Annotated in this window: 21 protein-coding genes; 2 read left to right on the top strand and 19 right to left on the bottom strand. The window is 65.3% G+C overall.

Features of this window, described 5'->3' with window-relative positions; all coding sequences use genetic code 11:
• Positions 1-11: 11 nt before the first annotated feature.
• The 9 genes from D5S18_RS22095 to D5S18_RS22130 all read right to left on the bottom strand — a co-directional run bounded on the left by D5S18_RS22095 (position 12) and on the right by D5S18_RS22130 (position 10,369).
• Positions 12-5,471, bottom strand: coding sequence for a hypothetical protein (locus tag D5S18_RS22095; RefSeq protein ID WP_120042991.1), 5,460 nt, complete (start codon positions 5,469-5,471; stop codon positions 12-14).
• A gap of 30 nt (positions 5,472-5,501) precedes the next feature.
• Positions 5,502-5,717: a hypothetical protein gene (locus D5S18_RS22100; protein WP_203236860.1), complete on the bottom strand. Its 216-nt coding sequence runs from the start codon at positions 5,715-5,717 to the stop codon at positions 5,502-5,504.
• A 191-nt stretch (positions 5,718-5,908) separates the two neighbouring features.
• Positions 5,909-6,103, bottom strand: a complete 195-nt coding sequence (locus tag D5S18_RS35180) for a hypothetical protein (protein ID WP_162500987.1) — start codon at positions 6,101-6,103, stop codon at positions 5,909-5,911.
• Positions 6,091-6,618, bottom strand: a complete 528-nt coding sequence (locus D5S18_RS22105) for a hypothetical protein (protein ID WP_120042992.1) — start codon at positions 6,616-6,618, stop codon at positions 6,091-6,093. The genes D5S18_RS35180 and D5S18_RS22105 overlap by 13 nt, the downstream gene beginning before the upstream one ends.
• Positions 6,618-7,364, bottom strand: a complete 747-nt coding sequence (locus tag D5S18_RS22110) for a hypothetical protein (RefSeq protein WP_120042993.1) — start codon at positions 7,362-7,364, stop codon at positions 6,618-6,620. Before D5S18_RS22110 ends, D5S18_RS22105 begins: the two co-directional genes overlap by 1 nt.
• 31 nt (positions 7,365-7,395) lie before the next feature.
• A complete protein-coding gene (locus D5S18_RS22115) occupies positions 7,396-8,562 on the bottom strand; it encodes a hypothetical protein (RefSeq protein ID WP_147404071.1) in 1,167 nt (388 codons plus the stop codon).
• A gap of 11 nt (positions 8,563-8,573) precedes the next feature.
• Complete coding sequence (locus D5S18_RS22120) at positions 8,574-9,002, bottom strand: hypothetical protein (protein WP_120042995.1); 429 nt, start codon at positions 9,000-9,002, stop codon at positions 8,574-8,576.
• Positions 9,002-9,517 carry a hypothetical protein gene (locus D5S18_RS22125; RefSeq protein ID WP_203236861.1) on the bottom strand — a complete coding sequence of 172 codons (516 nt, stop codon included), beginning with the start codon at positions 9,515-9,517 and terminating at the stop codon, positions 9,002-9,004. The genes D5S18_RS22120 and D5S18_RS22125 overlap by 1 nt, the downstream gene beginning before the upstream one ends.
• A 12-nt stretch (positions 9,518-9,529) precedes the next feature.
• On the bottom strand, positions 9,530-10,369 hold the full coding sequence (locus D5S18_RS22130; RefSeq protein WP_439651161.1) for an LtfC-like domain-containing protein: 840 nt from the start codon (positions 10,367-10,369) through the stop codon (positions 9,530-9,532).
• Positions 10,370-10,449: 80 nt separating this feature from the next.
• Here D5S18_RS22130 and D5S18_RS22135 point away from each other — a divergent pair, with 80 nt between their 5' ends.
• Positions 10,450-10,710 carry a hypothetical protein gene (locus D5S18_RS22135; RefSeq protein WP_120042997.1) on the top strand — a complete coding sequence of 87 codons (261 nt, stop codon included), beginning with the start codon at positions 10,450-10,452 and terminating at the stop codon, positions 10,708-10,710.
• Between the two features lie 72 nt (positions 10,711-10,782).
• On the opposite strand, the gene D5S18_RS36680 is transcribed toward D5S18_RS22135, so the two are convergent.
• The 7 genes from D5S18_RS36680 to D5S18_RS22160 form a co-directional block, all read right to left on the bottom strand.
• Complete coding sequence (locus D5S18_RS36680; RefSeq protein WP_120042998.1) at positions 10,783-11,040, bottom strand: hypothetical protein; 258 nt, start codon at positions 11,038-11,040, stop codon at positions 10,783-10,785.
• On the bottom strand, positions 11,033-12,136 hold the full coding sequence (locus D5S18_RS35400; protein ID WP_203236862.1) for a hypothetical protein: 1,104 nt from the start codon (positions 12,134-12,136) through the stop codon (positions 11,033-11,035). Before D5S18_RS35400 ends, D5S18_RS36680 begins: the two co-directional genes overlap by 8 nt.
• A gap of 83 nt (positions 12,137-12,219) precedes the next feature.
• The gene (locus D5S18_RS22150; protein ID WP_120042999.1) at positions 12,220-12,603 is read right to left on the bottom strand and encodes a hypothetical protein; all 384 of its coding nucleotides are present in this window, start codon (positions 12,601-12,603) and stop codon (positions 12,220-12,222) included.
• The gene (locus tag D5S18_RS22155) at positions 12,603-13,019 is read right to left on the bottom strand and encodes a hypothetical protein (RefSeq protein WP_120043000.1); all 417 of its coding nucleotides are present in this window, start codon (positions 13,017-13,019) and stop codon (positions 12,603-12,605) included. The genes D5S18_RS22150 and D5S18_RS22155 overlap by 1 nt, the downstream gene beginning before the upstream one ends.
• Positions 13,016-13,342: a hypothetical protein gene (locus D5S18_RS34490; RefSeq protein ID WP_147404075.1), complete on the bottom strand. Its 327-nt coding sequence runs from the start codon at positions 13,340-13,342 to the stop codon at positions 13,016-13,018. The genes D5S18_RS22155 and D5S18_RS34490 overlap by 4 nt, the downstream gene beginning before the upstream one ends.
• Position 13,343: 1 nt before the next feature.
• Positions 13,344-13,961, bottom strand: coding sequence for a hypothetical protein (locus D5S18_RS34495; RefSeq protein WP_147404077.1), 618 nt, complete (start codon positions 13,959-13,961; stop codon positions 13,344-13,346).
• 222 nt (positions 13,962-14,183) lie between these two features.
• Entirely contained in the window at positions 14,184-16,214 is a 2,031-nt protein-coding gene (locus D5S18_RS22160) for a major capsid protein (RefSeq protein ID WP_120043001.1), read from the bottom strand.
• A gap of 155 nt (positions 16,215-16,369) precedes the next feature.
• On the opposite strand from D5S18_RS22160, the gene D5S18_RS22165 reads away from it, so the two are divergent.
• The gene (locus D5S18_RS22165) at positions 16,370-16,912 is read left to right on the top strand and encodes a hypothetical protein (RefSeq protein WP_147404079.1); all 543 of its coding nucleotides are present in this window, start codon (positions 16,370-16,372) and stop codon (positions 16,910-16,912) included.
• Between the two features lie 56 nt (positions 16,913-16,968).
• Here the strand turns inward: D5S18_RS22165 and D5S18_RS36600 are convergent, their stop codons facing one another.
• From D5S18_RS36600 to D5S18_RS35405, 3 genes are all read right to left on the bottom strand, one after another.
• The gene (locus tag D5S18_RS36600; RefSeq protein WP_439651162.1) at positions 16,969-17,130 is read right to left on the bottom strand and encodes a DUF7196 family protein; all 162 of its coding nucleotides are present in this window, start codon (positions 17,128-17,130) and stop codon (positions 16,969-16,971) included.
• Position 17,131: 1 nt separating this feature from the next.
• On the bottom strand, positions 17,132-18,946 hold the full coding sequence (locus D5S18_RS22170) for a phage minor head protein (RefSeq protein ID WP_203236863.1): 1,815 nt from the start codon (positions 18,944-18,946) through the stop codon (positions 17,132-17,134).
• 227 nt (positions 18,947-19,173) lie between these two features.
• Positions 19,174-21,000, bottom strand: coding sequence for a hypothetical protein (locus D5S18_RS35405; RefSeq protein ID WP_203236864.1), 1,827 nt, complete (start codon positions 20,998-21,000; stop codon positions 19,174-19,176).
• Positions 21,001-21,745 lie beyond the last annotated feature (745 nt).

Below are 21,745 nucleotides of genomic sequence, written 5' to 3' on the forward strand. Positions count from 1 at the left end.
CTTCAACTCCCTCACAGCAATTCCAGAAGGCTGTCCCGCACCGCACCCGGCCCACCGACGCCGACGTACTGGATAGGCGCGTTTATCGTCGTGTTCCCGCGTCGGCCACCGGATTCGAGTGCGCCAACCATGCGGTCGAACAAATCGGTTTGGCGTGGCGACAGCACGCGTTCCGGGCTGATGGTGTCTTTCGGCATGTAGCCCTTGCCGATAGCCACACCGCCCGAGTCGAACGAGTCGATTGCCGCGCCCGCGCCGATCGCAAGCCCGGACACCACCACAGCTGCCACACCCGACAGGGCCGCACCCACGACAGCACCGATCGCCGCACCGATAGCGGTACCGATGCCGGGGATGATCGACCCGATCGCGGCACCGATAGCGGTCACTACCAGCGTGATCATGGCCGACAGAATCGCCGAGATGATCGGAATAAGGACGCTCGTGATCAGGTACCGCAGAACGGATTTGATCAGGGCGGTATTGAGGCGGTTCATCTCCTGAACCACCAGGTCACGGGAGGATTCGTTGCGCTGCATCAAATCCGCGGTGTCCGCGACGATTCGGCCGGTCGTGTCGAACGCGCTGGCCTGGTCGCCGCGTAGCCGCTTGATTTCGTCGTTGGTGTTGATCAGGTTGTCCCGAATCTCGATACTGACGCCGGTCAGTCGCACGATGAGATCCGCCGCAATACCACCGGAGATGTCTTTGCCGAGCGTCCCTCGGGACCGGCCGACCTTTGAATCCTGCTGTGCGAGGGCCGCATTGGCGATCTGCTGCGCGATCTGCTGGAACGCGGAGGTAGCGGCCTGCGCGACGCTCTGAACAGCTTTGCTGACCTCCGCGACCATATCGAACGCACTACCGGGCGCACCGAACGGCGACACTGCGCCAGGGCCGGGGTTGTTCCCGTCTGGAGTGGTCTGCGGCGTGATGCCATTGGCCGAAAGGTCGGCTATGGCACGGGTAGTGCGATTGGTACCGTCGACTACAGTTCCGAATCCCGTGCTGAGCCAGTCCTTTACGATGCCCAGCGCGGCATCGAACGCGGACTGCATGATCGGAGCCAACACTCCGCCGGACACCCGTGTCGCGATATCGGCAAGCACGGCCTGCACCTGCTGGTTTTGCCGCTCAACCACCAACTCCTTCGACGATTCGGTGCGCAGCACCAAGTCTCGGGTTTGGGCCGCGATCTGCCCCGCCTGCGTGATCGCCTCGGTGGTCTGCTGCTGGAATGGCGTATCGGTCGGCCCGCGGCGCGCTTCGAGCTGCTGCACGCCGAGCAGCCGCGACAGCACTTCGATTCGCGAGGTGAACACGGCATTGGTCAGCAGATCGTGGTCGGCTGTACGGGGGCCGCCGCCCGCGATCTGCTGCAACGAACTGACGAGGGCATCGAACAGGCGAGTCTGTTCGGGGCTGAGCACACGCTCCGGGGCGATGATGTCTTTCGGCATGTAGCCCTTGCCGACAGCCACACCGCCCGAGTCGAACGGGTTCAGCGCATTGAGCACCTGGCCGCCAACATCCTTGGCCTTCGCCCAGGCAGACGGCAACAGATCGGTGAGTCCATCCGCGAGGCCGGTTAGGTAGTGGACCGAGCCATCCTCGAACGTTTGAAGGAACCCAGGCGGCACCCGCCGCCACTCCGGCGGAGGCGGCCCCACCTCCGACTCCATACGGCGGCGGATCGGATCGAGCAAGCCGCGGACTACATCTGTGATCTTCCGGGCCAAGAAGCCATGCTGATCGGACACAGACGGGCCGATACTCCCACCGCCCGCGCCTGGTTGGAAGAATCCGTTCGCGCCGATCGGTAGGTGATACACGCCAGCAAAGCTCAACGGGTTGGTGCCGGCCCCGTAGTGCACACCACCAAGAGCACCGCCGGACTCGGCGCGCATCGCGACCGGGATACCGAGCAGCGGCAGCGCACCGAGCACGCCCGCTGTGTGGCCGCCGCCAGGGCCGCCGGGATCGTCGGTTACGCCGATGGTGAACCCGGCGTCTGCACCGCGCGTGAAGCCCTGCGGCCCCGCCTGCGGATAGCCAGCGAAAGATGATGTGGCCCAATAGCGTTGCCACGGATTCAAACCCAAGATCGTCGCCGCGACGCTGCCCATGAAACCGGAGCAGTCGAAGCTATCACCATCGAAGCGTGGCCCCGCCCACTGATAAGGCTTGCCGCTCTGCGCTCGCGCGAACTCATGGCCCTTGAGTAGTTGATACATCCACGGTTCCACCGCGCCGCCATCGGCGAACTTCGGCTGCACCCGGTCGAAAAGCCCTTCTGGCGAGACATTGCCAATCCCCTTGGCGCGCACCGCCGCCCCGTACGCGTCCAGGTTGCCGCGCCCCAAATCGGTGATGATCCGGCCGTTGTCCCAGGCGAAAGGCACACCCCGCGCGATCATGTCGCGGATCGCGTACAAGATGTTCTGCCCGCCTGCTTTCAATACCTCGGCGGCGGTGACGACATGCTCACCGGTGGACAGCCACGCCGGAATACTGTCGGAGGTGCCCGAACCAGGACCGAACACTGAACCGCCCGAAGCGAATCCAAGTTGGACGGGCTGCATCTCCCCGACACCCGGCAAGAACTTCGCGACGGTATTCCAGGCTTTGAGCAGACCCTCATTCCACACCGTGGACACCACGAACCGCACGGGATTCGCGGCGGCGTCGCGCAGCTTGCCCCAGATAGCGGCAATCCCGTCGACGCCGGTCTGGAACCAGCCCTTGAGCTTGTCCACCGCACTACCGAAACCCGGAACCAAAGTGTCAGAGAACCATCCGCGCACGGCGTCGATACCGGATTGCAGTTCACGCCACTGGCTGACCACCTTGTCAACAGCCTCGCGCACCACGCCCTGCCAAGCCCCGATCAGCTCACCGATCCGACCGAGCACCACCTCGAACACGCCGCCCATGTCCCGTAGCTGATTGCTGACCAGCGGCACCACCTGCGTCGCCAGCCAAGTCATGGAGTCGATCACCTTCGTGACGACGGGAGTAAGCCGGACGACGATATCGATCAACGGCGGCAAGACCTGCGCCGCCAGTTGTGCGAGCTGCGGCAGCAGCGGGACAACCGCGAGCAACAGATCAGCGAACGATTTGACGAGTTGAGGCAGTACCGGCGCGATCTGGGTCAGCGCGTCCGCCAACGCCTTCCCCAATATTGTTGCCACCTGCGCCAACACCGGAGCCACCTGCGCGATCACCGGCTGCATCTGCGCCGCCAAAGCCTGAATGACGGGTGTCAGCGCCGTAAACATCTGCGACAGAGCGGGTGCCAGGGCTTGCAGCACCACGGACAGGCTTTGTGCGATCACGGGCACGAGGGGAGCGACCGCCATCAGAAGATCAGCGAACGCCTTAGCTACAGGCCCCATCGCAGGCGCCAACGCATTCAGTGCGCCGATCAGTGCGTTGCCGACCGTGACCGCGATCTGCGCCAGTGGCCCGATCATCGGAGTCAACGCGCCCATCAGCGACCGCAGCAGCTCACCAATTACAGGCAGTACCGGCTGCAAACCGCTCGCCAGTGCCGAAATGAATCGCGCCAGATCAGGCATGATCGCGGTCAACGTGTTGGCGAACACGGCCCCCAGATCGCCCAGCGGACCCGCGATCATCGCGAACCCGTTGCCGAGCGCGGCCAGCATCGGCCCCACCGCAGGCAGTGCCCGATCCGCCAGAGTGAGCAGCCCTGTGGTGAATCCGCCGAGCAAAGGACCGATGCCCTGGAGCATCGCGGACACGCCATTCAGCGCCCCGGACAGCAGCCCTGTTCTGGTGGCGTCGGAGAACGCCCGCCCGATGTTGTCGCCGATACCCGCGATCTGCTGCCCGATCCCGATCAGTGCCGGGGTTAGGGTGTGGAGGAAATCCAGCCATCCCTGCGTGGCTTCACCGGTCCCCATCCCCAAGCCGCGCAACAAGTTCGTCGCACCCTGGAATGTGTCGGTCATGCCTTGGATGCCACGCTCGGTGCCAGCGAAGCGCAGTGCCGAGTCCGCCGCCTTGTTCAATTCCTGGCTGACACTGACCATTTGGGTTTTCAGTACCGGCAGGACACGCCCGGCTACATCAGTGAGGGTGTTGCCGAGATTCGCGAAAAGGCTGTCCTGCGTGGCGGTCTTCAAATCCATCAGGGCCGGTCGGATGCCGATGAACGCCCGCACGAACGCCTGCGCGTTCGGTGCCAATCGCGACATCGCCTGGTTGAAGTCCTGCACTGCCGAAGTGCCGCGCGCCTGCTCAAGTGCCAAGTCCCGCACGGCTTTCGCAGCATCACGTGCAGCGGTCGCCGCCTCGTGCTGAGCGTCGGCCAACTGTTCCTCGGCCCGTCTCTGCGCGTCCTTCGCGTTCCGGACCGCATCCGACCCCTCGATGCCCTTCTTCTGGGTGTCCGTGTTGTCCTGCTGCGCACGCGAGTTGTCTTTGACCGCCTGGTCATAGGACAACTGCGCCCGCTCCAGCCTTATGAGCGCCTGTTCATGGGCGGCCGGGTTGAATACGGTGTCGTTGACTTCTTTCTGCGCCTCACGCAGCCCGATCGCCGCTTCCTTCTGGCTGATCGTCGCCCCGCGCGCCCGCAGTGCCGCGTCCTCCAGATCACGACCGGCCTGCCGGTACGCGCGCCCCACATCTTCAGCGGCCCGCTGGGCATCCTTCTGTGCATCGGCAAGCGACCGCTGCGCGATCTGCGCCGAGTGCGCCGAATCTTTCACCCGATCCTGCGCGTCAGCTACGGCCCTGGCCCGGTCCGCGGCTTCCAGTGCTTGCTTCGGGCCATACTCGCCAACGGCGTTGGCCGCTTTGAGGGCGTCACCGAGGCCGTGTGTCCCGACCAGGGCGGTGGCTGCGAGACCGGCAGCCGCCGGTCCGACGGCGGACAGCGCACCCGCCAAGCCACTGACAAGACCGGCGGCGGCACCGGCCGCGCCACCTATGCTGGCGATGATGGCCGTGACGCCGGAAAGCTTTGCGCCGGTGGCCGCGACAGACCCAAGCGAGGCACCGAGGCGTGTCAAAGTGCCGTCGGTGTCACCTCCGCGTCGGGCGGCACCGCCCGATACATGCTGCACGGCCTGTGTCGGCTGGTTCGCCGCCACCATCTGACCCATTGCGGCGTGATCAACTTGTACCTGGATGTGCTGCACAATCGGGTGGGTCTCCCACTCGAGTTCGGTGTGCAGGGCGCGCACCTGCTCTCGTACACCGCCGTCATCGAGTCGGACCCTTTGCACGATCGGGCGAGCCTCGTACTCAAGGTCGATATGCAGGGCACGCACACGCTCCCTGACACCGTTGTCATCGACGTTGAAGGAGATGTTGAGCGGGTGGGCGTCCACCTGGAGCTGGACTCTGCGCATGGCCGCGATGACGACGGCGGACAGCTCGGCCTCGAACCCTCCGCCATCGGCGGTGATTGGGATGCGGATTCCGCCCGGCGTCGTCACCCGCGCACAATCACAAACCGGGGTGCAAGGTCAGAGCAGGTTTTCCCTGACCATCTCGTCGCGCACCGCCGACGACAAGAACGCGTTCCCCCGGTATCCCGGATGCTGGACACGCCTCGCGAACACGATGTGACCGCCAACCTCGAACCGAAGCACCTGCGCCCGTCGCGGCACGATCGTGTGCGGCGCGGTGCCGTCGTGCACCCATTTCGCATATCGCGCGGTCGCGAAAACTTCGGTGCGCACGGTCGGCCCTGCAACTCTGGTGTGGTCTCCGATCGTGGACCGCAAATGCCCGCTGCGGACATTCACGCGGTGTCGCGCCGTACGGGTGATCGCGCGCCCGATGTTCCGCATTCGCGGCGCAACAAGCAGCGCCGCCCGTTCAGCCGCATGGGAAGGCGGCACCCAGTCCAGGCGCGGGCGTATCCGGATACTCACTCGCTGGCCTTCGCCCGGCTCCGTCGCTTGGGGGCAGGAGCCGGTGGCACCTCGTCGTGGTGCCACCGCACTATCTGCACCACCCGCGATTCGACCAGCCCGCGCAACCGCTCGGTCCACTCCACCGTGTACCGGTCACCACGCCCGCACACATCCGAGTTGATGACGCCTTCGATCGTTACTTTCGCCATTGGCCCTCCAGTTGTGCGTGTGCGAGCTGTGTCCAAGCGATGACGAGTCCATCCGGCCCGAAAGGCTCACCCGCTCCCAGCGCCGTATCGGATGCGACCCCAGCCGCTTTCGCATCTGCCGTCGCCGCGCACAGGGCGCGGTCGATCCGCCAGGAGTCGTCCCACTGCACCGCCGCGATCTCCTCCAACTCGGCTGCACTGGCATCCAGGGCATGACAGCGGGCAATACCGGCCTCGATCGTCACCGCGGCTTGTGCCGCGCACCAGGCGGAGACCGATTCCGTTGGGAACTCTTCTGTGCGCCACCTGCGCACGAGACGCACCCATATATAAGGCCCACAGCCGGTGCACGAACCGGAGTCGGTGCCGACCCACGGCGGCGGGACCACTTCGGCCCCGGCCACGATCCACACCCGATCCGTGCCACCACCCAGCGGAGGCACGGAAGCGTCCGGGCTGAATACCTGCCGGAGCCGTGTGACCGCGAGTCCGATGATCGTCGCTGCCGGATCCATCAGTAGCCGCTCCCCGTGTGGTCCGGACTCAAGACGGCAGGCGGGAAGGCCAAGCGGTGTGGGTTTACTGCGGCTATCCACAGATCCACTTCGGGGATGCCCGTCTGCTTGTTGGAGAACAGCGCGCTCGGGTCGGCAACCTTCATCGAGACCCCTTGCCGCGCTATTGATTCCACCCCTCGCGGGAGCCTGCACTTCTCGCCCCGGCACGCATTCCAGAACTCCAGCGCGAGAATGCCCACCATCTGACCCGCGCCCGCAGGTGGGGCAGTGCCCTGCAAGTACTCCACCGACCATGTACCGGGCGATCCTGCCGGACGGTCCAGATGCTGATCCGGCCACCGCCCCGACCGCGCGTAGAGGCGGTCACCCTCAAGCACCCAAACGCCGGAATCGACCACCGCGCCGTCGATCGTCACCCCGGTCACCGTGCACACCGGGCCAGGCAGATGCACCACGCCAGGCCCGCCCACCTGGCAGGTTGGCCCGCACGCGCACACGACGTTGCGCCACACTCCCGCACCGAGTTCGGGATACCAGGACCAGCCCGGCAGCCAAAACAATGGCCTGTCGCGGTTGCGCGGGCACGGCCGGATAGTCCGCGGGCAGCACCCGAATTGGCGGCCGGTGAAACTCCACAGGATCGATACCGCCGTGTTGATCGCGCCCTGTAGCCGCACCTGATCATCCGGCGCGGTCACCACGGGCAGGCATGTCCTGTCCACGGGCCACGTGCACGCGCTCATAGCCGGGACCGTAAGCCGCTGGGGTGCAACATCACACCACGACGGCCGCCATGAAATCGTCCAGAGCGGCTGGCGGCTGCCCACCACCGGACACCCCGGAATCATCCTCGCCATGCAGGCCCGAAAAGTGGTTGCTCAATGGCGCCTGTGCCTCGGTGAAAGTGCCTTGCAGTAGGGGGTTGCTGTTGACGGACGCCGTATACACCGTGCCCTCGGCCCGTATCTCCATCACCGCGCCATCCGGAAACGCGCCACCGGTGCTGACATAGTCCGCGGTGCCCGTCGCGGCCTTGAAGCTCACGCCGTCGAGTGTGTAGATACAGATCCCCATCAGTGTCGCCGTGCACCAGAAGTGCACCCCCGCATGAACTCCGGGGTTCGCGCGCACAGCCACCGACAGCGAGGAATGCTCCGGCGAACGCCCGTGCCACCGGATTCGGGCGCGGGCGATCTGTGTGTCGCTTGGCAGCACGGCGGTGTGATGCGCGAAGGAGACCGGCGAGGACGGTAGACCAACCGCGCACAGCTCGCCGTCGGACAGGTAGAGGGTTCCACCACCGCTGGTGACCCAATTCGGCCCCAACCGGACCGCGTTGAAGTCATCAAATACCGCGACGGACAACGGCACCGTATCCCTACCGTTGAAGTTGCGCAGGCCAGCGCTGTTGGTACTGCCGTACCTCTGGACGAACAGCCCGAGATAGCGGTGGTCGTCATCAGCCCACGTGGCGTCCAGCGCGCCGAGACCGGACCTGGTGCCGTTGACGTACACCCGCCACTGGTTGTCCTGGTCGACCTCAACCCGGATCACGGTGCCCGCTGTGATCGTCGCCGATTGGCTTTTCATCAGCGTGAATGTGCCATTGATGCCTCCACGCAAGATGCCGAGCGCCCACTGTGTGGAGGCGACGGACAGGATGATCATGTCCGTCATGGTCGAGTTGCAGCGCAGCACCGCCCCCGCCGCCGCCGTGTTGTTCGGGGCGGTGCCGATCGTGAACTCCACACTTTGGTACGGCGTGCTCGTCGGAGTGTTGTAGATCGCCGCTCGACGCCCAGCGCCAGTGCCCTGGACAGCGAGCATTCTGCCGATGATGCCGAGATCTCCGCCGGTCTCCGTCCACGGCCCCAAATTGGTCGAATCCGCCCGGTCGAAGGTGTCGGAAAAGGAGACCGGCGGCGTGAAGGGCGGCTGCACGACGGCGACCCTCATACCCGATGCCCCATGATCTCGGCGGCCAGGCCGACGCCCACGGTGGTCGAGTTGATCGCGGTCTGGTACACGAATATCCGATCACCAGCCACGACACTCACATTCGGCATTGCCGCAATCGGCGAACTCACTGCGGCGGAACCCGACGACCCGGCGATGGTGTTGCCGCTGGCGGTGCCATTTAGCCGTAGCTCAGCGGTCGCGGCATCACCTGTTCCAGCGGTCGCGCACCAGTACCGCACCTTGTCGATGACCATGGCGCACGGGACGACCCACGCTATGGCCAGGCGGCCAACACCGACGGAGTGGGTGCCGTCGTTCTGGTAGAGCATCATCCCGACCACCGAATCGGTGATCAGGATGTCCGCGTCGGAAAGCTCTCGGATCGCTCCCCCGACAGTGACCAGCGGCCTGCGAACGACCATCAGGCCAGCACCACCGGCTGCGATCCCTCGAAATTGATCGCGGTGGCCGAAACAGCGACACCGATGCGCTGCACCACATTTCCGGACCCGGAAGGCGCGATGCTGGTCGCGGTCCCGGCAGCAGCCGCCAGGAACACCGGGCCAGGAGTCGCACCCGTGACCGCCGTGTTCGGACCCTCGAAATACACGGTGGCGTTCGCGCCGGAGGCCACCGACGCCAGAACGAACCCGTGCGCATCCTTGCCCTGGGTGGTCGCGTCAGCCTTACGCACCTTCGCGCCGCCGGAGTTGTTCCACACGTTCACGAAGTCACCAGCGGCCAGGGCCTCGGATGCCGTGATGATCGCGGTGTCCGCGCCGATCCCGGCGGGCATCATGGACGAGTCGAGTCGACCCGACCCGTCGAGCGCGGGAATCTTCCCGGCATCGGCAGCGCCCGCGGACGCCTGAGCGGCGGCCTGCTCGGTGAGCTGCCCGGTCGCGGTATCGAGCTTGATGTACTTGTTGCCAGCCATGATTCGTGTCTCCTACAGTGCGATGCTCGGTGAGCGGTCGACGAAAACGGTGCTTGAGGCGGTAGCTGCCGCGAGTTGTGCCACGAACGCGGCCGGGCCGGTCGGGACGGATTGCGTGAGCGCGCCAGTAGCGCCCAAGAAGATCGGGCCGGGTGCCCAGGACCACGACGGCTCGGTCATCTCTCCGAACATGCAGACCTGGACATCGCTGCCGGGAGTTGCTGCGCCAGTAGTGATCCCGATCGGCAGACCCAAATGCTTCGGATTGGTATTGTCGGCGGGCACAAACCGGCCGTCTGAGCCGCGCACCACCGCACGATGCCCGGACAACGCAACACCGGCTATTCCAGTGACGACTACTGCCGACCCGCCGCTGCCGGGCGGCCCAGCCGGACCGACCGGGCCGGGCACTGGAACCGCCACTGCCCCACCGGATATGCCGGGCACCGCGACGATGCCACCGACGCCCCCTGGCTCACAACCGGATTCGACCGGGCCGCGCAGCCATACGAACGCGGAGGTGTCGGGGTACTGCACCCAGAGTTCCGCCCACGAGGTGAGCGGGACCTTCGCCACATCTGCGGCGGGCACATGCCACGACATGATCGAACCCGATATCGTGGCGGGCCAATTCGCGTAGAACGTAGTGCCATTCGCCGATATTCGCAGCCACGCCGAAGTACCGGAGGGCCACGGAACCGGGGCACCGGCTGGCTGTTGCAGCTCGACCCGCCTGACGAAATCGGACGCTGGGTCGAGCACCAGTCGCAGACGTCCCGCAACACTGCCCAGGGTCAACATGGTCGGGACTGTAGGCGGCAGGGGTGCGAATCCCGAAGTGCCTTCTCTCATTTCGTGCACGGGACCGGACTCTTCGCCACCACAACGCTTTCGCAACGCTTTCACAACACGGGCGCTAGAGGATCGAGTGCATGACCGACGAATCTATGAATCGCGACCCCCTGATCACCGACATGCGCGAGCTGGCAGAAGTCGCGACCGAGTGCGCCCGAGCATTCACGTCGACCGTCGAGGAACTGCGCAAGGCGCGAGAAGATCTGCACCATATGACGATCGGGTGCGCGCACGCACACATGAGAGTTGCCAAGATCATGCGGCTCGTGATCGACGCCGAGCATGCCGGGTGCGATAGCGTCCCGGTCAAGTCGATACGGGCGGCGGTCCGAGACTGACCTCCGATGCGGCAACCGCTCGCTCCACACGTTCGTCGCGGAGCGAGTGGTTGCCGAATTCCGCCTATTTGATCAAGAGCGATGCGCTGGCGTCTCCTGTGCGTCGGACCACACGATTCGTGTCGCGCCGCCGTGACCGTGAACCTCCATGGCGTCTTCCAGACGGGACCACACCACCGTCGATTGTTTCGACCCGCGCCAGCGGACAACCGTTGTGCCATCTGGAAATACGCAGCCATCGGCAACAATCCCGGTTCCTGAGTACCCGGTTATGTCGCGATCACGGACCAATTGAAACGTGAGGGTCGGATTTTCAGCAGATTCAGGCATAGACGCCGCCCTTGACCATCTCGGCCACGGTGACGGTCGGCGAAGTACCGCCCGTCAGGCCCGCACCTGATGCGGTCATCAGTGGCAGGTCCATGCCCGCCAGAGTGCCCTTGAACTCGACCACGTACGGACCGGTGCCGGTGACATCGACATTCCCGGTGCCGATGGTCGCCAGCGACTCCAGTGCACTCTTGACCGCTGTGCTCGCGGCGTTGAAGGCGATGCCGGCGGTTGTCTGGCCCTTGTAGGTCAGGGTGAGGGTTCCGCCAGTCGGGGTGCCCGCAACGGTGATGGTCTGCTTCTCATTTGTCGCTTTGGCTCCACACGCAGGCTGCGGTGGTGCGGTCTCGACTGCTGTTTCCCCGTAGTACGGGGTCGGCAGGACCAGCGGGCACGCACCACCGGTCGGCTCCGGCGGCGCGACCGTGGTACGGAAACTCCGGAAATGCTGACCGGCCTTGATCGGCTGCAAAAGGCGGCCACCAGTGTTGTTCGTGTCGACAGGCATCACGTTGTAGGGGCCGCGACCCCAGCGGGCACCGGCCGCGGTGATACCGGACAGCGTGAAAGTCGATGCCTTGGCGCCGATTTCAAGATCGCCGATCTGCGCTTCCTTCATGACCGGCCACACCATGTACCCATACGGGAGCACCAGCGCGCCGCCCGCGCCGACCAGGAGGTCATCAGAGGCCGGGACATCGCAAGCGTCATCGGAACCGACACCCGACCACAGTTCAATAGCGACACCGGTATCGGCCGGGACCTTCTTCTGATCGCTGAAACCGATTGGCTTGCCGTCGTGGCTGGTCACGACCTCCCAGTCCAGCAGCATGTGGAAGAAGTCTGTATCGACGCCGCACAGTTCGATTGACAGCGACCACCACTTGCGTTCGGGCGGGGTGCGGTCGGAGACGCACACACGGCCTTCCGCGTTGACTTGCTCGATATTGTCTGCGTCGCGCATGACTGGCGACGCTTTGACGGTGACGAAACCGCTGGTCACGAGCCGCGAACGCGGACCGGCCAAGGGCATACCGCACGCGTCAACGAGGGTGGCGCGCAGGCGCTTGCCCTTGACGACCGCGAATGTAGCCACGATGACTCCTCAAAATCTATCGGCTTACGTGGCTGCCCAAGCCCCAAGGCGCGCACCGTAGAGTCCAAGGGTGCAAGCCCGCCCTAAGAGGCAAGCCAGTCGGCCAATGGCTGATCGCCTTGCAGGACCCGGCGAAGATCGGCTTTCAACGCGCCGACTTCCGTACGCAATGCGGCGATCTCGGATCGAGACGCAGCGACTTCCTCACGAAGTGCCCGATTGTCGGAGTGCGCGGCCACCAGCTCGTCCTGCAACGCACGCCGTTCATCGCGCAGGTCTCGGCGTTCCTCGCGCAGCTCCTCGATCAACTGGTCGTAGGCTTCGGTGACTTTGACCAGTGTCGCGGCGTCATGGGTGCGGGCCTGCGCCGCGATCAGACGCCGATTGGTCACCCCGGACACCACCGCTGTCACGGTGCCGCCTCCGAGACCGGCGGCGAGCACCTCCCACACCGTCATCAGCGCCATCAGCCTTGCCCGGCAGGCGGTTTCACCAACCTGTGCACATACGCGGTCACCGCTGTGAGCACCGCACCGATCGCGGCCCCGCCGACCGCCTTCCAATCCGCGGCATTCGTCCAGTCGAATCCATTGCCACCGATCACGCTGGCGACAGCGAGCAGCACCGCTACAACCACCGTGGACACCGCACCCTGGATGATGGTGCGCACCGCCCTATCCCGCGCGTCCGCCGTGCCCTCGGCCCCGGTCGCGATCACGATCTGCCCGCCGTCACCGAGCCACTGGGTGATCTGTTGCTCCGCTGCCGCACGTGCCTCTTCGGCCGCTGCGGTGGCGGCGGCGGTGACTCGCGGCTCGATCTGCGATTCGATCTGGGACAGAACCTGTTTGGCGACCAGATCGACCACGTTCGTGCCGCTCATGCCCCACCACCGAGAGCCCCGGTGTCCGCCTTGCCGCGGCTACTGGTCCTGCGGGCGGTCTTGGCTGGGGCAGGCTCGGCGGCCGTGGCGAGCATCGGCTCCTCAACGGCGGCCGGGTCGTCGTCCAAGACGAGCCCCGCCGCCTGCGCGATCTCCAATGGAACTCGGAATCCCCCGCCGTTGTGGCCAGTGGCGGTGCGAACCTCGCGCCTCCGATCACCAGCAGCCGCGGCAAGGAGTTTCGCGGCAACCGCTTCGCGCGCCGCGAATTCAAGAGGATGTATTTCGGCGATGTCGCCGTGGATTTCCGCGATCACTCGCATTTCACGCTCCAATAGTGACGGCGTGCGCCCAGCATTCCCAGGTCACCAGGACCTCACGCTCAGCGACCGACAGTCGGTGGGGATAGTCGGGGCCGTGGGTAATCACTACTGGCCCTTGATGGACAGTTACGGGGCCGGTCGCCACAATCGTCTGCCCGAGAGCGGCATAGCCTGCGCCGCAAGCGATCCGATGTCCCATAGGCGAGAGCAGTTGCCCGCCTTGCCGATACACGATCTGCGCATTCGCGAATGCCGCCGCGAGATGCGGGGCGACGTGCAGGACACCTGGGAAGCCGTGGCTTGCGACCGCTTCCTCGAGGACACCGACCGCCGCGACCAATCCGGCCACATGGTCGGGTATCCCGGCAGCAGCCAGTAGTTTCGGGGTGAGTTGCTGCTCTACCCGCACCGACTCTTGAAGTCGCAGGTGCTGCTCGGCACGCCGCTGCGCCTCATCCTCGGGGACGGCCGCGGCGCAGTCATCATCTCCACCGACTACATCACCGGTGAACGCAGGCGGAATCGGCGTGCGCCGTGTGCCTTTCGGCGACGGGACAGGCGCAGGCGCGGCGCAGTTGATCGGCCACACCCAGGAGGTGCCGCAATTGATGCTGTCCACTAGCACGCCGAACGACAACCGAGACGGGTCTCCAGCGTCGCGGAGAGTTGCCGCCGAGTACAGACCCCCAGCGGCGGGGTTCGCGGCCGGGGGCCGGTAAATGACGGTCATGAAGGGTACCTCTCGGCGAGGGAAGAAGGGTCCGGCCGGGGGCGGGGAGCGGGGGCAGCCTCGATGGGACTGCTCCCCACCCCCGAACCGGAGTCTGCGGCGGGCGCGCTGTTAGTTCGGAGCGCCCGCAGTGGTTTCCGCTACCGCGATGCTCGGCGACGTACCGCCGGTGAACGAACTGGATGCAGTCATCACTGGCAAGTTCGTGGCAGCGAGCGCGCCCTGGAACGACACAACATACGAGGCGCCAGGAGTACCGGCTACCGCGACGTTCCCGGCACCGATGGTGGACAGGCCCGCCAACGCAGCCTGTACCTGTGCGGCGGTCGCGTTGTAGACGAGGGCGGTGGTGCTCTTGCCCTTGTAGGTCAGGGTGAACGTGCCGCCGGTCGGAGTACCGGTAATGCTGACGGTCTGCTTCTCGTTGGTTTCGGTCGGGCAGGTGATCGAAATGCGCTGGCCGACAGCGCCGGACACGCACACGGGCACTGTCACGACTTCCGATACCCGGCACCGGTTGTCCACCAGGTACTCGTCCTCAGTGAAGATTTCGGTGTAGCGATTGGCCTGCAACTGGGCTTTGTCGTAGAGGGTGCCGACCTCGATCACATTGGCCAGATGGCGGAACCATGCGCCCGCCGGGTAGAGCAGCACCTGCGCGGCGGAAGGCCAATGCGTCGCCGCGTCCGGGAGGCCCTGCCAGTGACCCACCCACTGGATGCGGATGTTGCGGGCTGCCAGCCACCCGTCCACCATCGCGTCAGTGACACCCTTGACGTCCACACCCTGCTGGAGGGCCATGTCGGCGGCAGCCGCTTTCAGCAACCATGTGGGTGCCACGCCCTGGATCGGCGCGTTGTGTGCAAACCGTTCTTTCTGGCGAATCAGGGTGGCGCGCAGGGCGAGACCATTCAAGATCGCCCCGGCCCCGCCGATACCCGCTGTGGCGGGCACCGTGATCGCCGTAGATCCGGCTACCATGTCCTGAATCGTCCACAGCGACAACTTGATCGCGTGGGCCTTCATCGTTTCCTGCATGAATCGCGCGATCAGCTCAGGGAATCCGCGTCTTTGCAGGATGCCCGCAGTGACGCACAGGCCGATCGCCTCGGCGCGGATTTCCTTGAACTCGGTGCAAGGGATTTCGATGCACGGCTTGGTCGGGTTGGTCATCAACTCGGCCTCGGTGTACCGGAACGGCAGCGTCGCATAAAGTTCGCTGAAATCCGGGGCTACAGGGCGACGGATGCCGCCACGGCTGATGTTCATATCCGGCAAGGTCACCAGATCGGCCGCCGGATTCACCTCGCAAAAGTCGTAGATCGTTTCCGAGGGCGAACACCAGCCAGCGGACGCGACCAATGCGCCGTCATCGGCAAACCGATTGCGTTCATAGCGTGTAGCGGCAACAACACCAGCCACCTGCTCGGCCATGTCGATATCGGTGTCGGCCGTGATCAATCGATCCTGCGTGAAATCGCGTGACAGGGTGCCCAGGCTCATCGCGACCATATCGCCGCGATCACGATGCGAGGGCCGGTTCGAGCGGATCACCCGCGAGACCGCCATGGAGTCAATGGATGCGGCGAGCTGCTGGTAGCCAACCAGGCCGTCAGCGTATTTCGGTGTCTGCGGATGCATACGGAAACCGACATCCGGGGTGGACGTGACCCGTGCAGGAACGCTCCCGCTCCGTGCACCAAGCCCTTTGAACGACAGCGGGCGCGGCTTGCTGGCTGCGGTGACAGGCTCGACCGCTTCCGCCGCAACCTTTTCCGCCTCGGCCACCACGTCGACATCGCCGCTGCCGGGGGTGTCTCCGCCATCAATATCGGAGTCCGCGGCTTCGTCTCCTTCGCTGGTGTCAGTCTCGGTGCGAGCCTGCTGGCGGGCCTCGATCAGTGCGCGGGCTTGATCAGCGCGGGCCTGTTCCTCCGCTCGGATCTCCTCGATTCGCGCCGCCAACGTCGATGCCGATTCGCTGAGTGCTTGCAGCTCAGCGAGGGTTTCCGCCGAGACGGTCGCACCCTCTTCGGCGATTCCGGCTGACAGAGCGTCGAACTCGGCCTCGGCGACTGTGCCCAGCTCCGCGAGCTGTTCGAGCGTCAGCCCGTCGAGTACTTCGGGCATCTGGAACTTCATCGTGTCCTCCCACGAACGGATCGTCTGTTTGCTGGGAGGCCCGCAGCCATGCCCCTATTCGCGCAGAACCGTAGGGAAGGAGGGTGCAACGGCCGTTAGGATGTCCGGATTGCCGGGAGGGGTGAAGGGTCTCTTCCCACCAATGAAGGGGACTCATGCCGATCACCACTCGAATCGCCGCCACCGCAGCTACATTCGCGACCTTGGCCGCGCTCACCGCGTGCTCCAGCGGCAGCGACAACAAGGCCACGTCGACGCCGATCATGCCAAACGTCTCGTCTGGTGTTGTCGCAGCGGCTGTTTCGGAGACCGGCAGCGTGCCCGGCGTGTATCGGCCAATGGATACAGGCAAATCGCGGTCCGGGCTAGAGGCATCCATCCTCGCGGTAGAGGACACCGGTACGCGATACGGGCCGGGAGTGGTGGTCACATTCCAGGTCGCCAACACCACCGACAAGCCGTGGGAAGGATTCAACTGGTTGCCGCCGACGTTGGTTTACGGTCCGCCCGGCACGCCTGCGGAGGCCATCACCTCGTTGTCGGAAGGGTACGGCGCTGGTGTGCAGGGCGTCATCCCACCTGGTTCCCGGCAGACGGTCAAAGAGGCGTACAAGGTCAGCAAGAATCTATTGAATCCTGCGGTGATCACTGCGGGATCGGTTGTGTGGCAAGGGGACTTCACCTCGTTCCAGCGGTAGCCCCCGCGTCTGTACGAAATGAGCGAAGGCCGGATGTGGAAGTATCCGGCCTTCGCTCACTCCTGGGCCTGTTTCACCACACCGCCGCCCGCAGCCTGCGCCGCAATACGGGCCTCGGTCGCGGTCAAATAGGGGCCGACCTTCTCACCGGTCACCGTGGTCACCCACCATCCGCCGCTGGCTTGGTTCGAGCGTGCTCCGTTACATGCGCAACCCATCTCAACTCACCTTCTGTTCGCGTCGCCTGTGGGATTCACGGATCGCATCGGCCAGGACCCGCCGCCGTGGCACCGACGCGGCCATCAGGTTCCGAGCAGCAAGCGAGCGCGCCTGGTCGGCCTGCTGCTGGGCGTAGGCAGCGACAGCGCGCGCGGCCACATCGTCAAGGATGCTGGTATCGACCGCGGGCCGGGCCGGGCGCGGCGCGAAACTGGCGACCATCGCAAGATCGCCGTCCCGGTCCCGCTTCCGAGACACGATCGGGAAGCCAGGAGCGTTGACCGCGCACGCCGCGATCAACTCCGGGTGCCCTGCAACACGCTCCCAGTGCCCCGAATGCGGTGTCCCCAGAGCCTGTTTCACCATGGCGGGATCCGCGGCCGGGTTGATCGCTCCTGATACCCAGATGCCGTGCTCATCCTCGCCCGCGCGGGCCAAAGCCCAGCAGGTGCCGACATTGTCGTAGTGCTCAACAGCGGCGCGCATTCCCTGCCCGGCGGGGCCGTGGCCGCCGCCTACCGTGAGGCGGCCGACCCGAAGGCGTTCGCCATCATCGAGTTTCACGCTCGACTGGTGGAACTCGGCGTAGTTGGAGTGGCTGCGGTATGGGGTGACGCAGCGTTCCCGAACCCCGGTATGGCAGGTGCCCCACGTCGCCAGATGCCCTACGACACGGCCGGATTCGTCCACATGGATGGGTGTTGGCTGCTCTAGCAGCGGGTTGGCGAAGAACTCTGCTGGGTAGGTGTCTTCCTCCACCACGGCCGCCGCGACGAGTGCCAGCGAGGGAGCGGTTGTGATGTCGCCGAGCGTGATAGAGGTTTCGCGGAACTCGGGCACGGATACCAATGAGGCGCCAACGATTTCGACAGCGTCCATGCGCATCACGACCGCGCCGTCCATCCACACCTGCTCTGCGGTTTCGGGGGTGACCGGAGAACCCGTGGTGTCGGTGAGCGTTTCGGAGCGGACCACCAGCTCGGCCGAAGGCGCGGTAACACCGGCCTCTATCTGCTGGATCGCTTCGGCGGCGTCCGGGGTGTCGAGCATGGTGCCCGTGGCCCACAGCCCGCCCTCGCGCAGCTCGAGCGTTTCGATCGCACCGACTGTGAGGCTGCCGTCGTGGCCCGGATCGTCCTGCCGTTGCCACTTCAACGCGAACGGCAGTTTGGTGTCGAGCAACTGCGCGTCTTGCGCGAGCATCGACATCCCGGAGCGGCCTCCGATGCCCGCTGGCATGAGTAGTGCCTCAAATGTCTTGGCCGACATGGTCCCTCCTGAGTCTGTTGCCGAGGCTACTCGAGCCGGGGTCTGATTCTCGAGTGCCGATTCCAAAATCGTGACCACACACCGGCAGCCGATGACCTCTCCGGGCGGGCCGGAAGGGTCACCTGGATATCGGAGCGACACACCGCCAACGATGAAATCCGCTGCGAGCGAGACCCGTTGACGGTCTGCCTGTCGATGGGTGTGGCGGGTCCGGGTGTCGTGCAGCGCAATCCACACTTTATCCAGCGCGCGCCCTGTGTTCTGCTCCTCGAGCTGGGCGCGCGCGACCCGAGTGGCGTTGTAGATGGATACCGCTTGGGTGCGGCCGATCTCGGCCGCCTCCGACTGCCAGGCCGCCCGCAGTGCGCGGGCAGCGGCTATGCGCGCCGCGTCCACCGATTCCCCGGCGGCGCGGACCGCAGCACGCACTTTCTCCGCTGTTCGAGCGGGGATGCCGAGCAGTCCGGTGCGCACTTCCGCCAGCGTGCGCGAGGTCCACTCGCTCTCGCTCAACCGTTCCCGGTCTTCGCCGAGTAGCCGGTGCACGATCCTCGCGAGCCGTGGAAGGAGTCTGTTGTCCACCTGTTCCTCCCACGCCGAGGCGGTGCGAGTGATCGCGTCCGGGTCCGGTGGGATGGCCGCGGATGCGGTGTAGGCAGGCAGTGCGGCGTCGGCGGCGGTGGGTAGCCAGGCTTGCAGCGCGGTGGCGGCCAATCCTTCGATTTCGCGTTCGAGCGCCAGCACTTCGACCAGGGCGACGCGACGTTCAGAGTTCATCGGCCCGCCCACATAGGCGGTGTCCCCGTCGTCAGGGCTTCTCGGGATAGCGACGCGACGATCGCACGGAGCTGCGCCATGTCGAGTCCAACTGTCGCGCACACTTCCGCGTCGACCACGGCGTCCCATCCGTCGATCAGCCGGGCCACTTCCGCCGCCGCGATCGGGCCGAGATGGTCGGCAAGGTGTGTGTCTCGCGCAGGCACATCCCGCAGGCGCGCATGATCGGCGCGGCTGCGCCGACGCTTCCCTGCGAGCCTGAGCGCTTCGTTGACGCACAAGCGGATCACGGGCGCGGCCGACGCCGCGACCGCCTCACCTCGCGTGTCCGGCACCCGGTTGTTGGTGGGCGCGTCGAGCGCGGGCTGTTCCGTTGATGGCTGTTGCGGCGCGGTGAGTTCAGGAAGGTTGAGCGCTGGCGCGAACGCACGCAGGATCGGTTCCAGGGTCGGGAACAGGGTCGCGTCGCGGCGCACCTGGTCAGTGGCCCACCGCACCCACCCTTCGCGGGCGGAAAGATCGTAGCCGTCCGTCTCCACCGACATGCCAAGCTCCCGCACGTACGTATCAGCCGATAGCACGCCATCGATGTAGGCGGCGCGCACCTTGTCGAGCTGATCGGGCTCGGCCTCGACATCCGAAGTGTCGTACCAGATGCAGCCCTCGAAATCCGGAAGCATTGGACGCAGCAGTTGGTTGGTGAGCGCGGCACAGATGGTTTCCATCTCAGGCGCCGCGTGCCATCGCACCGCTTCCTCTTCCACCCCGTACAGGCTCCAGTGATTCAGGTCCGCGAGACCAAGCAGTACCTCCGGGGGCATGTCGAGTGTCATAGCCAAACGCCGAACAGCATTCTCGCGAGCTGACTGCGCTTTGTCGCTGACCTCGCTATCGAACCGGAGGTGCTTGATGTTGCCGACATGCTCGCCTGCAACCTGGATGATGATCGGCACCAGTGCGGCAGCCGAAGATGGGTCACTGATCGCGGTCGACATCGCTTCCTGCAACTGCATTCGCAATTCGTCGGCACCGACGAACCGGTTCGGCACCGCCGCTCCGGGAAGGCCAGGCGCATCCGGGTCAGCGGCTCCGGTGGGCGCTAGCCGTGAGGACATCGACACCTCGGAAGGCAAGATCAACAGCCCGTTGCCCGCCTGCCGGGATTTGCCAGCACCCTCGATGTTTTGGCTCATGCGCACGATCTCTCGCAGGATCGGAAGCGCTGCCTTGACAGGTGACCAGGCCATCCAGGACCTGCGTGGGTCCGGCCGCCAGATCCGGGACAGGGTGTCCACTTCGGGCACCATGGTGTATTTGCTGCCGTCCTGCAACGTGAGTTCCACAGTGTCGCCGCGCGGTTTTATTTCATCGCTGGACAGGATGTGCCACTGTTCCTCGCCGTCGGGGTAGATGATCGCCAGCGATCCCTCACCCGGAAACATCAGCAGCGGCGCGAGTTTGCCGAGCATCTGCGATTGCCCGGTCGCGCCTCCAGCGATGCGGCGCACGATGTCTTGGGCGGCAGTGTTCTCAGTGGTTCCGGTAGGTTTCCCGGTGTGCGGGTCCAGATCGGACGCGACCAGACGAAATCTGCTGAGCAAGGCGGTTTTCCACAGCATGGCGAAACTGAGTTCGCCTACCAGGTCAAGCATGTCCCATGCTTCGCTCTGCCATTTCCCGGTCCCTGCCTGGGGTTTGGTGAGTGTGCCCCACCTGGCGGGTGGTACGGGCATTGATGCGGCGGTGAGCGCGGGCAGCCCGCTATCCACCTGCGGCCCGGTGGAATCCGCGGCGGTGGGTTTGCGTCGCCAAATGATGCTCATCGGCGTGCACCGTAGGTTGCCGGGGTGCACGCCGATGAGGGCAAATGGAGGACATTCAGTTCGCCACAGGACCGCCTTGGGCATGGCTGCGCGTCCAACGACGTATGGATGATTCCCTGGACCGTCAAGCACAGCACAGCGTCTGCGGAAAGTGAGTCCCAGGAGTTCTTCGGACGGTGAGCCGCCTGGGACTCTGCGCATTTCAGGCCATATTGCGCAGGAACTGTCCGCCGATGTGGTGGGTGTAGGCGGGTGGGATGGCTTGGCGCGCGGACTTGTTGCTCATCCACGTACAGCCCATCGCGTCAGCATAGGCACGCTCGCCCTTGTGCTCGAACGCCAGCAGATTGCCGTGGTGCCAGCAGGGTGCCACTAGGTCGCCAGTCGTGCCCCACGAGGTCTCGAAGACCCGGTGACGGCGGACGCGGAGTCCAAACTGTGTGCCGCACAACAAGTAATCAGACCTCAACGGGGCCTCGGGCACGTTCTCAACCACCCACGCCACTCCAGCGGTTTGCAGGCGGATGCGGCCAGGGGTGAGCAGATCTGGGTGTTCGGCGCGGCTACCCCGCCAAGAGGTGACGCGAGCGAACGTCTGACATGGGTACGAGGCGTGCACTAGGTCATGTCTCCCAATCGGGTTTTCTCGATCCTGCCCGGTAGGTCCTCGGGTCGGGGATCATGTTGGCCGTGGCGGCGACGGTCGGTGATCGGTATCGGGTTCTGACGGACAAGCAGTGGGAAT

Source organism: Nocardia panacis (genome assembly GCF_003598715.1).
Classification (GTDB): Bacteria; Actinomycetota; Actinomycetes; order Mycobacteriales; family Mycobacteriaceae; genus Nocardia; species Nocardia panacis.

Bases quoted from the DNA above. Each gene is read 5' to 3' on its own strand.
- D5S18_RS22110 (WP_120042993.1), bottom strand. From the start codon at position 7,364: ATGAGCGCGTGCACGTGGCCCGTGGACAGGACATGCCTGCCCGTGGTG.
- D5S18_RS22130 (WP_439651161.1), bottom strand. From the start codon at position 10,369: ATGAGAGAAGGCACTTCGGGATTCGCACCCCTGCCGCCTACAGTCCCG.
- D5S18_RS36600 (WP_439651162.1), bottom strand. From the start codon at position 17,130: ATGGGTTGCGCATGTAACGGAGCACGCTCGAACCAAGCCAGCGGCGGA.
- D5S18_RS22150 (WP_120042999.1), bottom strand. From the start codon at position 12,603: ATGGCGCTGATGACGGTGTGGGAGGTGCTCGCCGCCGGTCTCGGAGGC.
- D5S18_RS22135 (WP_120042997.1), top strand. From the start codon at position 10,450: ATGACCGACGAATCTATGAATCGCGACCCCCTGATCACCGACATGCGC.
- D5S18_RS34490 (WP_147404075.1), bottom strand. From the start codon at position 13,342: ATGCGAGTGATCGCGGAAATCCACGGCGACATCGCCGAAATACATCCT.
- D5S18_RS22155 (WP_120043000.1), bottom strand. From the start codon at position 13,019: ATGAGCGGCACGAACGTGGTCGATCTGGTCGCCAAACAGGTTCTGTCC.
- D5S18_RS36680 (WP_120042998.1), bottom strand. From the start codon at position 11,040: ATGCCTGAATCTGCTGAAAATCCGACCCTCACGTTTCAATTGGTCCGT.
- D5S18_RS35405 (WP_203236864.1), bottom strand. From the start codon at position 21,000: ATGAGCATCATTTGGCGACGCAAACCCACCGCCGCGGATTCCACCGGG.
- D5S18_RS22125 (WP_203236861.1), bottom strand. From the start codon at position 9,517: ATGGCTGGCAACAAGTACATCAAGCTCGATACCGCGACCGGGCAGCTC.
- D5S18_RS22160 (WP_120043001.1), bottom strand. From the start codon at position 16,214: ATGAAGTTCCAGATGCCCGAAGTACTCGACGGGCTGACGCTCGAACAG.
- D5S18_RS22105 (WP_120042992.1), bottom strand. From the start codon at position 6,618: ATGGATCCGGCAGCGACGATCATCGGACTCGCGGTCACACGGCTCCGG.
- D5S18_RS35180 (WP_162500987.1), bottom strand. From the start codon at position 6,103: ATGGCGAAAGTAACGATCGAAGGCGTCATCAACTCGGATGTGTGCGGG.
- D5S18_RS22165 (WP_147404079.1), top strand. From the start codon at position 16,370: ATGCCGATCACCACTCGAATCGCCGCCACCGCAGCTACATTCGCGACC.
- D5S18_RS22120 (WP_120042995.1), bottom strand. From the start codon at position 9,002: ATGGTCGTTCGCAGGCCGCTGGTCACTGTCGGGGGAGCGATCCGAGAG.